Genomic DNA, 14,584 nt, shown 5'->3' with positions numbered 1-14,584 from the left:
ATTCGCTTCAGCTGACTCGGGCCTTTCTTAAAGCTGTCGTCTAGCAATTTTCTGTATTATTGCCCAATGCGAATATTTCAAAGCATGAAATTCCGCTTTATCGGGCTCGGCGTGGTGCTTATCGTTGCCGGTGTCTCACTTCGCTTGTTCTTTGCGCTGCCGTTCGCGCAAGGACTGCTGCGTGATGAAGTTGCAAATCAGCAATTGTCCATTGCTTCTTATGTCGCACGTGATATCGATCATAGTATCGAAACGAGGCGCGCCCTGATTGGCGAACTGAGCACGGCGTTGCCGCAGGAACTGCTGCAGCAGCCGGAGAAACTGGCGACCTGGCTGCGGGAACGGCAGCGGCTGAATCCCTTGTTTAATAGCGGTTTGCTGGTGATGCGGCCGGATGGCGTTGGCTTGCTTGCCGAATATCCGATAGTAGCGGGGCGTAGCAAGCTGGTCTATTCAGGTACCGACTGGTTCCAGGTTGCGCTGCATGCCGATGCCCCCGTGATGAGCAAGCCGGAGCGTGGGCGCGCCAACGGTGAACCGATCTTGATCATGGCGGCGCCGGTACGCAACGCCGCCAGGCAGGTGGTGGCGGTGCTGGCGGGCGTGGTGGTGCTCAACTCACCTGGTTTTCTCGATCGCCTTCAGGAAATCCGGCTCGGAGCAAGCGGCGGCTTTCTTTTAATTTCGCCGGCCGACAAGTTATTCGTCGCCTCCAGTGACCCTGCGATGGTGTTAAAGCCGACGCCGGCACCCGGCGTGAATCTGTTGCACGATCGCGCCATGGCCGGCTTCCGCGGCACCGGGATAACGATTAACGCTAAAGGTGTGGAGGAGTTGTCTTCCATGGCGACGGTGCCGAGCACGGGATGGTTTGTGGTCGCACGGATACCCACCACGGAAGTGTTCCACCCGATTCAAGCCATGCGGAATTTTTTCCTGAAGAACACGCTGGTGGTACTGTTTGCGACGATTGCGATATTGATGCTGGTGTTGCCGCGCTTGTTGCGGCCGCTGACGAGTGCGGCGCAGGCGATGCGCGAAATGGCGGATGGCAAGCGGCCGTTGGCGCCGCTGCCAGTCAAGCGCCGCGACGAAGTAGGCGATCTGGTGCTCGGCTTTAACTATCTGGTGGAACGGTTGTATGAAAAAGAAGCCGCGCTCAGGGCGAGCGAGGCGAGCATGGCATTCATGGCGCATCACGATGCGCTGACAGGCCTGTACAACAGGACCATGTTGGAAGATCGCTTGCAGCAGGCGCTGGCGCGCGCCCAGCGCGAGGGCTCGCATTTTGCACTGCTGTTTTGCGATCTGGACGATTTCAAGCCGATCAACGATCAATATGGACACGCGGCCGGCGACGCCGTCTTGCGCCAGGTCGCCGCGCGATTACTGGACGAAAGAAGAAGTACGGATACCGTGGCGCGCCTGGGCGGCGATGAATTTGTGATCTTGCTGACGGATCTCAGCGATATCCGGAATGGGGCGATTGTTGTGGCTCAGCAATTGCTGGAGTTGCTCAACATACCTTTCAATGTCGGCGGAAAAATATTTCAGCTCAGCACCTCGATCGGTATCGCGCTGTACTCCGGCATCGGTGTTTCAGCGTCGCAGCTGATGTCGCAGGCCGACATCGCCATGTATCGGGCGAAAGCGGCGGGGAAGAACGAATTTTGTGTTTTTGATGAAACCGTTGAATCTTTCAGCGTTTAACGTTTAGCGCGCGGAATGTGGCACATGCGTTGGCACGCGACTTCTTTTATTTCTCTCCCGCGCGAACGCCTCGCCTGAAGCAGCGCTGGTAACATGCCGACCTGCCCGTCTGGCCGACATCAAAAATTGCTGGATGATGGCCGGTTGCCAGCAACACTGTTGTCGAGCGGAACGACAATGGGATCGCCCCCGTGCGCTTCCCGCCATTGCTGACGGCGCGACTCGATCTCTGCCCATTGCTCGGTGCGCCGCTTGTCCCAGTCATTGCGTTCGCGCCAAACGGGTGCGGCCGTGACAGCTGAAGGCGGATGGAGCAACGGTGCCGGATGCAGCTCGGCGCCATATAACGCCGGTGGTGCAAAAAATGGTGCTGTTCCGCCTTGTATCAAGCCCAGGCTATTATCGGCAATGGCCTGGTTCGGCACCCCTGCGGCAAGGCCGCCCAGTAATAATACGAGTAGTATCCTTCCCATATCGCCTCCCGATTTATTGACTTGAATTTGAGACTCAAACTTGAAGCGTGCGAGTGCTTTCAGGATTTCATTCTAGGAAACAAAGCGCAGGTAAGCTAATAAAGAATTGCTGCAAAGGGCGATTTTGCAAACGTTGCAGGCAGTGTGCAGCGCGAAGTAGTTGCTGGTGGTAATGTTTGCATTCGAGAAATGATTTTATGACGGAGATATCTGATGCAATCACAGAGCCAAAAAGCCCATGCTTTTCAGCAGCTTCACACACGCGACGGGGCTTTCATCATTCCAAATCCATGGGACATCGGCAGCGCCAGATTGCTGGCTTTACTCGGGTTTGAAGCACTGGCAAGCACCAGCGCAGGCTTCGCATTTTCACGTGGGCAACTGGATGGCGGCATCGGACGTGAGCAGATGATGGCGCATTTGACTGAGCTAGCAGCGGCAACCGAACTGCCGCTCAGTGCGGATCTTGAAAACGGTTTTGGCGAGGCGCCGGCAACGGTGGCGGAAACTATCAGGCTTGCTGCGGCTACCGGCATTGTCGGCGGTTCAATCGAAGATGCCAGCGGCCATAGCGCCGATCCGATTTACCCCCTGGAACTGGCGGCCGAGCGCGTACGCGCAGCCGCCGAGGCGGTGCGCGGACTGGATTTTCCTTTTACACTCACCGCGCGCGCGGAAAATTACCTGGTTGGCCGGCCCGATTTGAAAGATACTATCAAGCGGCTCCAGGCCTACCAGGAAGCCGGTGCTGACGTGCTCTATGCGCCAGGCTTGAAAAGCAAGGAAGAGATCGCCGCGGTGGTCAGTTCGCTGGATAAGCCTGTGAACGTGGTAATGGGGCTGCAAGGTGTGCAACTTGGCTTGCAAGAGCTGGCTGCTATCGGCGTCAAACGGGTTAGTGTCGGGCTCACTGGCGCGCGCGGCATTGGGTGCATTTTTGCGTGCAGCTGACGAGATGCGTGAGCATGGCACATTTACTTATGGCGAGGCGGCGGTGAGTACGAGCCGGATCAGCGAGATGCTGCAAGCAGCAAGTAAGCTTTAGCCAAACAAGCTTTGATCAGCGGGCGCCGAAAATAAGTTCTATGCTGCTTAGTGTAAGATCCATGCTTTTCCGCGTCGAAGAAGTGCTGCTGATCATGAAAGTCTACAACTTAGCCTGTGAACAGAATCATCGCTTTGAGGGTTGGTTTGCCTCGGAGGAAGATTTTCTTTCGCAATCAGCGGAGCAGCAGATTATTTGCCCGGTGTGCGACAGCATGAAGGTCGGCAAGTTGCCGTCAGCCCCGCACCTGAATTTATCTGCGGCCAAATCAAATCCGGCCGGCAGCGATGCGGGTTTGAACTCATCGGCAGTGGCGCAATTCCAGCAGCGTCTGCAGGAAGTGGCGCGTCATGTGATGGAAAATACGGAAGATGTGGGCACAGGTTTTACCGAAGAAGCGCGCCGGATTCATTACAAGGAAGTCCCTGAGCATGGGATACGCGGCATTGCATCGGCGGAACAATGCGAAGAGCTGGCAGAGGAAGGCATTGATGTTTTCCATCTGCCGCTGCCAGTGCCGCCGAAGCGGTCGCTTCAATAATTCAGCTTCAATAATTCAGCTTCAGTAATGCATGGCTCAATAACTGAGTAGACCGGCAATTACGCGTTGCGGTCCCGCAGAATCCGTGTGACACCGCGGATGCGGCGAACGTTGCGCATCAACCTGGCCAGATGCACCCGGTCTTCGACCTGGATGGTGAAGATCAATTGCGTCATCAGCTGGTCTTTGTCGTCATCCATGTTGACGTAGATGATGTTGGCGTCGGAGTCGCCGATTTCGGCAGCGACCCGGGCCAGAATCCCCTTGTCGTTATGCACCAGCACCTTGATGCGGCAATCGAAGCGGCGATTCAGGTCTTCACCCCACAGCACTTCAATCCAGCGATCCGGATCCTTGTTGCGCTGGCGCTTGGCGATATGGCAGTCTTCGGTGTGTACCACCAGGCCTTGGTCGCGCTTGAGCTGGCCAGTGATGTGGTCGCCTGGAATCGGTTGGCAGCACGGTGACAGCTGCACCGATACGCCTTCGCTGCCATAGATCACCACCGGTTCCATCTTGGCTGGAGCGGCAACGCCTTCCATATCCAGCAGCGGCGTCTGCAACGGTTCGTTTTCGAGCAAGCCCATGATATGGCGCGCCACCAAAGTCGCCATGCGTTTGCCGACGCCGATGTCAGCATAGATTTCATCCATCGATTTGGCGCTGGATTCATTCAGCAGGCGATCGACCACGATCGGCGCCAGCACCGGATTCAGGTTGAGCATTGCCAACGCCTGCGACAACAGCCGCTGGCCGAGTTCCACCGACTCGCTCAGGTTGATGGTGCGCAGATGATGACGGATGGCCGAACGCGCTTTGCCAGTGCGCACGAAACTTAGCCAGTTGGGGCTAGGGCGCGAACTGGGCGAGGTAATGATTTCGACGATGTCGCCGTTGTGCAATTCTGTGCGCAGCGGCGCGGCTTCGTGATTGATCTTGGCGGCGATGGTCTGGTCGCCGACGTCGGTATGGATGGTGTAAGCGAAGTCGAGGGCGGTGGCGCCACGCGGCAAGGCGATGATTTTCGATTTCGGCGTGAATACATAAACCGAATCGGGAAACAGGTCGACCTTGACGTGCTCCAGGAATTCAGCCGAATCGCCGGTCTGTTTTTGAATGTCGAGCAGCGACTGCAGCCAGGCATGGGTGCGCTGTTGCAAATCGCTCAGATTGCCTTCTTCATCCTTGTACAGCCAGTGCGCGGCCACGCCTGACTCCGCCACCCGATGCATGTCCTGGGTGCGAATCTGGAATTCTACCGGCGTACCGTAAGGGCCGATCAAGGTCGTATGCAGCGACTGGTAGCCATTCAGCTTGGGAATCGCGATGTAATCCTTGAACTTGCCTGGCATCGGCTTGTACAGCGCGTGCAGGGTGCCGAGCGCGAGGTAGCAATTGGCGAAGGTGTCGACCACGATACGGAAACCGTACACATCCAGCACCTGGGAAAACGACAGATGCTTGTTGTGCATCTTGCGGTAGATGCCGAACAGGCTTTTCTCGCGACCGTCTATTTGGGCGTTGATACCGGTTGCCGCCAGCGTGGTGCTGACCGATTCCAGGATCTTGCTGACCACTTCACGCCGGTTGCCGCGCGCCGCCTTGACTGCTTTGGCCAGGGTGCGATGGCGCAGCGGGTACAGGTGCGAGAACGCCAGTTCCTGCAGCTCGCGGTAGATATTGTTCAGTCCCAGCCGATGCGCGATCGGGACGTAGACCTCCATCGTCTCGCGGGCGATGCGGCGCTTCTTTTCCGGGACCATCACGCCCAGTGTGCGCATATTGTGCAAACGGTCGGCCAGCTTGACCAGGATCACGCGCACATCGCGCGCCATGGCCAGCAGCATCTTGCGGAAATTTTCGGCCTGGGCTTCGATCTGGCTCTGGAATTCGATCTTGTCCAACTTCGACAAACCGTCCACCAGGGTCGCCACCGGCGCGCCGAAGCGTTCGATCAGCTCATCCTTCTTGACGTCCTGGTCTTCCATGACGTCATGCAGCAGGGCAGCCATGATCGCCTGCGCGTCAAGTTTCCAGTCGGCGCAGATTTCGGCGACGGCAATCGGGTGTGAAATATAGGGTTCGCCGGATTTGCGCATCTGACCCAGATGCATTTCATCTGAAAAGCGATACGCTTCTCTGACTTTCTTCAGCTCGGCTGGTGTCAGGTATTCGGCAAGCTTGTTGGCCAGGTGCGTGATCGAGGCGACGCCGGGTTGGAGCGTGGGCGGATGATCTGGCAAGGGAGGAGTATTCGCGGGTTTTCTGGCTGAGCGGGGGGAGGCCGCCCGTTTTTTAGTGGTTGCGGCTGATGACAGGCTTGAATCTGGAGAGGTCAGGTTCATACTGGGTAGCTATCAGCCGCATGAGTTTTACTAATGTTAGCCAGGTACCTTTTTCAGCATTTCGATGCCGATCTTGCCCGCAGCGATTTCGCGCAGTGCAATCACGGTTGGCTTGTCTTTTGCGTCGATTTTTGCAGTGTGGCCTTGCAATAACTGGCGCGCGCGATAAGTCGCGGACAACGTCAACTGAAAACGGTTAGGGATTTGTTTCAAACAATCTTCGATGGTGATGCGGGCCATATATTCTCCGGAAAACGGTGTTGCTAGGTGTTGATACCAGTTATTGATTCGATACTAACTTAAATTGGCGTGGATGCCCAACTGGGCAAACAAAGACGCGTTGCGCACCGCCTGCTGTGAAAAGCGGCAGCGGGTAGCCTTGACGATCGCTGTTAATTCCGACAGAGCAGTTGCAAACTCTTGATTAATAATAACATATTCAAACTCGGGGGCGTGGGCGATTTCACCGCCGGCCGCAAGAATTCGCCGCGTAATGACCTGCGGCTCGTCCTGACCGCGCTTTTTCAAGCGATCTTCCAAGGCTGCAATCGATGGCGGCAGGATGAAAATGCCGACTGCGTGCGGAAATTGCTTCTTCACTTGCTGCGCGCCTTGCCAGTCGATTTCCAGCAAGACGTCGGTGCCGGATTGCATTTGCTCGGCAATCGCCAGGCGCGAAGTGCCGTAATAATTGGTATGGACTTCGGCCCATTCCAGGAATTCGCCCTGTTTGTGACGCGTACGGAAGTCTTCAACCGTAGTGAAATGATACTCGCGTCCGTCCTGTTCACTCGGGCGTGGTGGCCGCGTTGTGTAGGAAATCGACAGTTTGATGGCTTTTTCCTGTGCCAGCAAGGCATTCACCAGCGTCGATTTGCCGGCGCCGGAAGGTGCTACCACCATGAACAGGCTGCCCGACATGGGATGTTCGTCCGGCATTGCCGAAACAGGTTCAATTGGCGAGCTAGGGAGAAGTGGAGGTGTCATGACAATTGTGTAGTGTGCAATCTTTCAAGCATTTAACATACCTGAATTCATGCCAGAAAATAAGAGTGACATTGTATCAGCGCGGCAATAAGGCTGCAGTGCGGATTTGTATCTATCATATTGGTGGTGTGATAACGGCTGCCCGGGCATGGTGTACATTTATGGGTTTTCAAAAAAGAGGGCGTATTGCGTGCTCGCTTCAATGATGTAAAAACGATAAGGAAATCCACGTGGCGATCAAATTACAGCAAAACGAGCAGAAAGATCTGATCGGATCGATTCAGCGCTATTTCAAGGAAAACATGGAAGAGCCGATCGGCGATCTGAAAGCGGGCATGCTGCTCGATTTCTGTTTGCGCGTGATCGGCCCCGGCATTTATAACCAGGCGATTGCCGACGCGCAGGCGCACATGGAGGCGAAAGTCTCGGATCTGACGGTCGAGTGCTACGCCGAGACCGAGGATTACTGGAAGAAGAAAAAATAAGCCCGGCCAGGGTCTGCTGCACGTATCCAAAGCTGACAGCGGCATGGTTACGGACGCTATAATGCAAGCAGACGGTTCTATCCTGGCTCTATCCTGACTTAATCCTTATCTGCAACTTTACACAACGCCACCCACAATATGCATTATGTTTCGACTCGCGGCCACGCAGCCGCCCAAAATTTTTCCGAAATTCTGTTAGGCGGCCTGGCTCCGGATGGTGGTTTGTACCTGCCAGAGACATATCCGCAAGTCACCGGCGCCGAGCTGGATCTGTGGCGTAGCTTGTCGTACGCCGACCTGGCGTTTGAAGTGTTGAAGAAGTTTGCGACCGATGTGCCTGCGGCCGATTTGAAGGCACTGACGCACAAGACCTACAGCGCCGAGGTTTACCGTAATGCGCGGACGGGCGAAGATGCCAGCCAGATCACGCCTTTGCGTCTGCTGGAAGAAAAAGACGGCAGCAAGCTGCTGCTGCAGGCATTGTCAAACGGCCCGACGCTCGCCTTCAAGGATATGGCGATGCAATTGCTGGGTAACCTGTTCGAATACACGCTGGCCAAGAACGACGCCAAGCTGAACATTTTCGGCGCCACGTCCGGCGATACCGGCAGCGCAGCGGAGTATGCGATGCGCGGTAAAAAGGGCATCCGCGTATTCATGCTGTCGCCGCACAAGAAAATGAGCGCGTTCCAGACTGCGCAAATGTTCAGCCTGCAAGACCCGAATATTTTCAACATCGCGGTCGAAGGGGTATTTGACGATTGCCAGGATATGGTCAAGGCGGTATCCAACGACCATGCGTTCAAGGCCAGCCAGAAAATCGGCACCGTCAATTCGATCAACTGGGCGCGTGTCGTGGCGCAAGTGGTGTATTACTTCCGTGGCTATCTGAGCGCGACCACCAACAACGATCAAAAAGTATCGTTCACGGTTCCTTCAGGTAATTTCGGCAATATCTGCGCCGGCCATATCGCCCGCATGATGGGCTTGCCGATCGATAAGCTGGTGGCGGCCACCAACGAGAACGACGTGCTCGACGAGTTTTTCCGCACCGGTATCTACCGTGTGCGCAAATCGGCCGAGACTTACCACACCAGCAGCCCCAGCATGGACATTAGCAAAGCCTCGAATTTCGAGCGTTTCATCCACGATTTGCTGGATGGCGACAGCGAACGCGTGCGCGCGTTGTTCCATAAGGTGGAAACCGAAGGTGGCTTCAACCTGGCGGGCGGCCCCGGCAGCGATGGCGACGAGTTTGCCAAGATCGGTCAGTTCGGCTTCCAGTCCGGCAAATCGACTCACCAGGACCGACTGGACACCATCCGCGATATCGAACAGCGTTACGGCGTCACGATTGACACGCATACCGCCGATGGCGTCAAGGTGGCGCGCGAATACGCGACCCCGGGCGTACCGATGATCGTGCTGGAAACCGCCTTGCCGGCCAAGTTCAACGAGACCATCCGCGAAGCGCTGGGACGTGATGCCGAGCGGCCAGCCGGCTTTGAAAACATAGAAGCACTGCCGCAGCGCTTTGAAGTGATGGCGGTCGACGTGGCGCAGGTCAAGGCTTTCATAGCCGGCCATACCGGTCTGTAAGCCGGCTGCGATCAGAATCAGATGATGCAAAAACCACCTATGTTGTCCGTGGCTGAAGCCCTCGACGTATTGTTGGCCGCGCCGCGTCCGCTGGTCGACAGCGCTGTCATCGAACAGATGCCGACGCTGGCCGCCAATGGCCGGATACTGGCAAGCGCCCAGACTTCCCAACTCAACGTGCCACCGGCAGACAATACGCAGATGGACGGTTATGCCGTACGCGCTGCGGATTGCGCCAGCGGTGCTGCCAGACTGCAAGTGTCGCAACGGATCCCGGCCGGACATGTCGGTGCGCCGTTGCAGGCGGGCACCGCTGCCCGGATTTTTACCGGCGCCATGATCCCTGAGGGTGCGGATGCCGTTGTGATGCAGGAAATGTGCGACGCCGACGGCGATGCCGTGGTGATCAAACATACGCCAGCTTCCGGTGAATGGGTACGTCGCGCCGGCGAGGATATCCGCAGCGGCAGCGTGATCTTGCCGGCCGGCACGCGGTTGCGGCCGCAGCATCTCGGCCTGGCGGCATCGGTTGGCCTGGAAACCGTGCCGGTGGTGCGTAAATTGCGGGTGGCGATGTTTTTCACCGGCGATGAACTGACCATGCCCGGCCAGCCGTTGAAGCCGGGCGCCATTTACAACTCGAACCGATTCGTATTGCGCGGCCTGCTGGAAAACCTCGGTTGTGAAATCAGCGATTACGGCATCGTGCCGGATAATCGTGAGGCGACCCGCGAGGCGCTCCGTGTGGCAGCCCAGGAGCACGACCTGATTCTTACTTCCGGCGGCGTATCGGTCGGCGAAGAAGATCACGTCAAGCCGGCGGTCGAAGCGGAAGGGCGTTTGAACATGTGGCAAATCGCCATGAAGCCTGGCAAACCACTGGCCTTCGGCGAAGTCCGCCGCGCCGCCGGCGACACCGCTTTCTTTATCGGCTTGCCCGGCAATCCGGTCTCCAGTTTTGTGACCTTCCTGATTTTTGTGCGACCCTTCATTTTGCATCAGCAAGGCGTGGCGGCGGCTGGATTGGCGCCACAGGCGATCTCCATGCGCGCCGATTTCGATTGGCCCAAGGCTGATCGCCGCCAGGAGTTCCTGCGCGTAAAAATCAACGCCGCCGGCGGCCTCGATTTATTCCCGCACCAAGGCTCGGGCGTGCTGACATCAGCCGTGTGGGGTGACGGCCTGGTCGATAATCCGGCTGGAACAACCATTGCCAGGGGCGACTTGCTGCGTTTCTTGCCGTTTTCTGCTCTACTGCAGTAAAAGTAATCGCAATCGTAATCGTCAAAACGAACAACCTTGTAATTGATCGAAAAAGAGAATGTAATGAAAATCCAGCTGCGCTTTTTTGCCAGCCTCCGTGAGGCGCTTGATGTGTCTCAGGAGACACTGGAGTTGCCGGCTTCGATTGCCACCGTTGGCGAGCTGCGCATTTTCTTGCGCGCGCGCGGCCCTGTCTGGGCTGAGGCGCTGGCGGATGGCCGAGCCTTGCGCATGGCATTCAATCAGGAGCTGGTCGGCGCCGATGCCGCCCTGGCTGATGGCGGCGAAGTAGCATTCTTCCCGCCGGTTACCGGTGGCTAACTACCGGCGGCTGACATTGGTTTGTTGCTGCCCATGAGGTCTTGACTATGCCCATCCGTGTTCAGACAGAGGATTTCGATTTCGCCGCCGAGCTTGCGCAACTGCGGCTATCCAATCCCAAAATCGGCGCCGTAGTCAGCTTCCTCGGTACCGTGCGCGATTTGAACGACGGCAGTAGCGTCGCGCAGATGGAGCTGGAACATTATCCCGGCATGACCGAGAAGGCCTTGGCCGCGATTGTCGACCAGGCCAAACAGCGCTGGGATATCTTCGATGCCCTGGTGATACACCGTATCGGCCCCTTGCTGCCGCTCGACCAGATCGTGCTGGTGGCGGTGAGTTCAGCGCATCGCGGCGACGCCTTTGCCGCCTGCGAATACATTATCGACTACCTGAAAACCGAAGCACCGTTCTGGAAAAAAGAACACACGGACCAAGGCGCGCGCTGGGTCGACGCCCGTAGCACCGACGACGAAGCATTGGCCAAATGGGAACTGGACGAACAGGATGCGCTGCCGCTGCCCATGCGCGAAAGTAAAAAGTGAGCTGGCTGGCGGTGGGTATCGGCGCCGTGTTAGGCGCCTGGCTACGCTGGGGCGCAACTGCCTTGCTGGGGGCATATCAGAACCAGCTGCCGTTGGGTACCTTGCTGGTCAATCTGGCCGGCGGCTACCTGGCAGGGCTGGCAGTCGGTTTTTTTGAGGCGCACCCATTGCTGCCTGTCGAATGGCGGCTGCTGGTGATTACCGGATTTCTTGGCGGTTTGACTACTTTCTCCACTTTTTCCGCTGAATCGATGGTGTTGTTGCAGCAGGGCGAGTATGGTTGGTTTCTTGGACATACGCTCCTGCATCTCTGCGGTTCGATTCTCTTGTGTATTGCCGGGTTCGCGACCTATCGCGCTGTCACTTTTTAACTTGCCTGCTTACTGTTCTACTTACTTTCTACTTGTTTATCTGGTTTTAGCTGTTTCTCCGTTGGCGCTTGAAATACGGCGGCCCGTCCCAATTTTCTATCCATTAGATATTTTGGAGGAACCATGCGTTTCGATAAATTAACCACAAAGTTGCAAGAAGCAATCGCCGATGGCCAGAGTCAGGCTGTCGGCAATGATAATCAGTATATTGAGCCGGTCCATGCCTTGATCGCTTTATTGAATCAGGATGACGGCAGCGCCACCTCCTTGCTGCAACGCGCAGGCGTCAATGTCGCCGCGCTGGGCGCCGGCTTGAAAGCAGCGCTGGAGCGCTTGCCTAAAGTCTCCGGCCATGGCGGCGAAGTACAGATCGGTCGCGATCTGTCGGCATTGCTGAATCTGGCCGACAAGGAAGCACAAAAACGCGGCGACGAATTCATTGCCAGCGAAATGCTGTTGCTCGCGCTGCTTGACGATAAATCGGATGCGGGGCGCCTTGCGCGCGAAAACGGGCTGACCCGCAAAGCGCTGGAAGCTGCGATTACCGCCGTGCGCGGCGGCGCCAATGTTGCTTCGCAGGATGGCGAGGGACAGCGCGAAGCACTGAAAAAGTACACACTCGACCTGACCGAGCGGGCCCGCATTGGCAAGCTCGACCCGGTGATCGGCCGCGATGATGAAATCCGTCGGGCGATCCAGATTTTGCAACGGCGCAGCAAGAATAATCCGGTGCTGATTGGCGAACCGGGGGTTGGCAAGACCGCGATCGTGGAAGGACTGGCGCAACGGATTGTCAACGGTGAAGTCCCCGACAGTCTGAAATCGAAACGCGTCTTGTCGCTGGACATGGCGTCGTTGCTGGCGGGAGCCAAATTTCGCGGCGAATTCGAAGAGCGGCTGAAAGCCGTGCTGAAGGAAATTGCCCAGGATGAAGGCCAGACCATCGTATTCATCGATGAGCTGCACACCATGGTCGGCGCCGGCAAAGCTGAAGGCGCGATGGATGCCGGTAATATGCTGAAACCAGCATTGGCGCGCGGCGAGCTGCATTGCGTCGGCGCCACCACACTGGATGAATACCGCAAATACATCGAAAAAGATGCGGCGCTGGAACGGCGCTTCCAAAAGATCCTGGTCGACGAGCCTAGCGTCGAAGCTACCATCGCCATCTTGCGCGGCTTGCAGGAAAAATACGAGGTCCATCATGGCGTTGAAATTACCGATCCGGCGATTGTTGCGGCGGCGGAGTTGTCGCATCGCTACATTACCGATCGTTTCTTGCCGGATAAGGCTATCGACCTGATCGATGAGGCAGCTGCCAAGATCAAGATTGAAATCGATTCCGAACCGGAAGTGATGGACAAGCTTGATCGTCGACTGATTCAACTCAAGATCGAGCGTGAAGCCGTGCGGCGCGAGAAAGACGAGGCATCGCAAAAGCGCTTCGCCCTGATCGAAGAGGAAATCGAGAAGTTGTCGCGTGAGTATGCCGATCTGGAAGAAATCTGGAAATCGGAAAAGGCCAGCGCCCAAGGCAGCCAGCATCTGAAAGAAGAAATTGAAAAGCTGCGTTTGCAAATCGACGAAGCGACGCGCAAGAGCGACTGGCAAAAGGTTTCCGAGCTGAAGTACGGCAAACTCAATGAGCTTGAGAAAGCGCTTGAGGCGCAATCCAAACAGGATGCCCTGGCAGCCGAGCATCCTGACCCGGAAGGCAAACCGCAGCTGGTCCGGACCCAGGTTGGCGCCGATGAAATTGCCGAGATCGTTTCGCGCATTACCGGCATTCCGGTAGCCAAGATGATGCAGGGCGAACGCGATAAACTCATCAAGATGGAGGACGAGCTGCATAAACGCGTGGTTGGCCAGAATGAGGCGATTGTTGCGGTGTCGGACGCCATCCGCCGTTCGCGCGCCGGCCTGAGCGATCCTGACCGGCCTTACGGTTCGTTCATGTTCCTTGGCCCTACCGGTGTTGGTAAGACCGAGTTGTGCAAGGCTCTGGCCGGTTTCTTGTTTGACAGCACAGATGCCTTGGTCCGCATCGACATGAGCGAGTTCATGGAGAAGCATTCGGTAGCCCGCCTGATCGGCGCGCCGCCGGGTTATGTAGGCTATGAAGAGGGCGGTTACCTGACTGAACTGGTGCGTCGCAAGCCGTACAGCGTGATTTTGCTGGATGAAATCGAAAAAGCCCATCCGGATGTTTTTAACGTGCTGCTGCAAGTGCTGGACGATGGCCGCATGACCGATGGCCAGGGCCGTACCGTCGATTTCAAGAATACGGTGATCGTGATGACCTCCAACCTGGGTTCGCATCGGATCCAGGCGATGGAAGGTGCGGATCCGGCAGCGGTCAAGCAGGAAGTGATGGCTGAAGTGAGAAACCATTTCCGTCCTGAATTCATCAACCGTATCGATGAAATCGTGGTGTTCCATGCCTTGGATGAGAAGAATATCGGCGCGATCGCCAAGATCCAGCTGAAAATTCTCGAACAGCGTTTGGCAAAAATGGATATGGGAATGGACATTTCGGAAGGCGCTCTGCAGAAAATCGCGGAAGCAGGTTTCGATCCGGTCTATGGCGCCCGGCCATTGAAACGAGCAATCCAGCAGCAGATCGAGAATCCGTTATCCAAATTGATCCTCGAAGGTAAGTTCGGGCCCAAGGACACGATTCATATAAATGTTAACAATGGTGAGATTGTGTTCAAAGCGACAATGTAAGCTCAGATTTTACCTGTGCAAACGGGTAGAATCGCAGCAGGCTTGAATGTGTTGCTTTATGAAAAGAGGTCGCATGGCTCCGCCGTGTGGCCTTTTTTTAAACTTATGCTGCGCATGTGTCTCGCATATGCATGCACCTGTGCCTGCACCTGCGCCTGGGTATATGCTGGCT

At 56.5% G+C, this 14,584-nt stretch carries 13 protein-coding genes and 1 pseudogene; 10 read left to right on the top strand and 4 right to left on the bottom strand.

What is annotated here, in order from left to right:
• Window positions 1–84 precede the first annotated feature (84 nt).
• On the top strand, window positions 85–1,710 hold the full coding sequence (locus BM205_RS24690; protein WP_175511114.1) for a diguanylate cyclase domain-containing protein: 1,626 nt from the start codon (window positions 85–87) through the stop codon (window positions 1,708–1,710).
• Window positions 1,711–1,829: 119 nt separating this feature from the next.
• Here the strand turns inward: BM205_RS24690 and BM205_RS01520 are convergent, their stop codons facing one another.
• Complete coding sequence (locus BM205_RS01520; RefSeq protein WP_092411905.1) at window positions 1,830–2,183, bottom strand: hypothetical protein; 354 nt, start codon at window positions 2,181–2,183, stop codon at window positions 1,830–1,832.
• 213 nt (window positions 2,184–2,396) lie between these two features.
• Here BM205_RS01520 and BM205_RS01515 point away from each other — a divergent pair.
• A pseudogene (locus BM205_RS01515) lies at window positions 2,397–3,228 on the top strand (oxaloacetate decarboxylase).
• A 61-nt stretch (window positions 3,229–3,289) separates the two neighbouring features.
• Window positions 3,290–3,769, top strand: a complete 480-nt coding sequence (locus BM205_RS01510; protein WP_254783685.1) for a DUF1178 family protein — start codon at window positions 3,290–3,292, stop codon at window positions 3,767–3,769.
• Window positions 3,770–3,828: 59 nt separating this feature from the next.
• Here the strand turns inward: BM205_RS01510 and BM205_RS01505 are convergent, their stop codons facing one another.
• From BM205_RS01505 to gmk, 3 genes are read right to left on the bottom strand one after another with little or no spacing between them, the layout of a single operon-like run.
• Complete coding sequence (locus BM205_RS01505; RefSeq protein ID WP_092411903.1) at window positions 3,829–6,114, bottom strand: RelA/SpoT family protein; 2,286 nt, start codon at window positions 6,112–6,114, stop codon at window positions 3,829–3,831.
• A 36-nt stretch (window positions 6,115–6,150) separates the two neighbouring features.
• Window positions 6,151–6,354 (bottom strand): DNA-directed RNA polymerase subunit omega, encoded by a 204-nt coding sequence (gene rpoZ / locus BM205_RS01500; RefSeq protein WP_092351791.1) that lies wholly within the window; start codon window positions 6,352–6,354, stop codon window positions 6,151–6,153.
• Between the two features lie 54 nt (window positions 6,355–6,408).
• Window positions 6,409–7,053: a guanylate kinase gene (gene gmk / locus BM205_RS01495; protein ID WP_092351793.1), complete on the bottom strand. Its 645-nt coding sequence runs from the start codon at window positions 7,051–7,053 to the stop codon at window positions 6,409–6,411.
• Between the two features lie 278 nt (window positions 7,054–7,331).
• Here gmk and BM205_RS01490 point away from each other — a divergent pair, with 278 nt between their 5' ends.
• From BM205_RS01490 to clpB, 7 genes are all read left to right on the top strand, one after another.
• Window positions 7,332–7,586, top strand: coding sequence for a DUF2164 domain-containing protein (locus BM205_RS01490; protein WP_092411902.1), 255 nt, complete (start codon window positions 7,332–7,334; stop codon window positions 7,584–7,586).
• A gap of 138 nt (window positions 7,587–7,724) precedes the next feature.
• Window positions 7,725–9,185: a threonine synthase gene (gene thrC / locus BM205_RS01485; RefSeq protein WP_092411901.1), complete on the top strand. Its 1,461-nt coding sequence runs from the start codon at window positions 7,725–7,727 to the stop codon at window positions 9,183–9,185.
• 21 nt (window positions 9,186–9,206) lie between these two features.
• A complete protein-coding gene (glp, locus tag BM205_RS01480; RefSeq protein ID WP_254783684.1) occupies window positions 9,207–10,448 on the top strand; it encodes a molybdopterin molybdotransferase MoeA in 1,242 nt (413 codons plus the stop codon).
• Window positions 10,449–10,511: 63 nt separating this feature from the next.
• Window positions 10,512–10,769, top strand: a complete 258-nt coding sequence (moaD, locus tag BM205_RS01475) for a molybdopterin converting factor subunit 1 (RefSeq protein ID WP_092411900.1) — start codon at window positions 10,512–10,514, stop codon at window positions 10,767–10,769.
• A 47-nt stretch (window positions 10,770–10,816) separates the two neighbouring features.
• Window positions 10,817–11,314, top strand: a complete 498-nt coding sequence (locus BM205_RS01470; RefSeq protein WP_092411899.1) for a molybdenum cofactor biosynthesis protein MoaE — start codon at window positions 10,817–10,819, stop codon at window positions 11,312–11,314.
• Complete coding sequence (gene crcB / locus BM205_RS01465; RefSeq protein ID WP_092411898.1) at window positions 11,311–11,685, top strand: fluoride efflux transporter CrcB; 375 nt, start codon at window positions 11,311–11,313, stop codon at window positions 11,683–11,685. Before BM205_RS01470 ends, crcB begins: the two co-directional genes overlap by 4 nt.
• 123 nt (window positions 11,686–11,808) lie before the next feature.
• Complete coding sequence (gene clpB / locus BM205_RS01460; protein WP_092411897.1) at window positions 11,809–14,412, top strand: ATP-dependent chaperone ClpB; 2,604 nt, start codon at window positions 11,809–11,811, stop codon at window positions 14,410–14,412.
• The last annotated feature ends 172 nt before the right edge of the window (window positions 14,413–14,584 follow it).

Origin of the sequence: Collimonas sp. OK307 (genome assembly GCF_900113705.1) — a bacterium.
Taxonomy (GTDB): Bacteria; Pseudomonadota; Gammaproteobacteria; order Burkholderiales; family Burkholderiaceae_D; genus Collimonas.
This window is presented reverse-complemented; position numbering and strand designations above follow the sequence as displayed.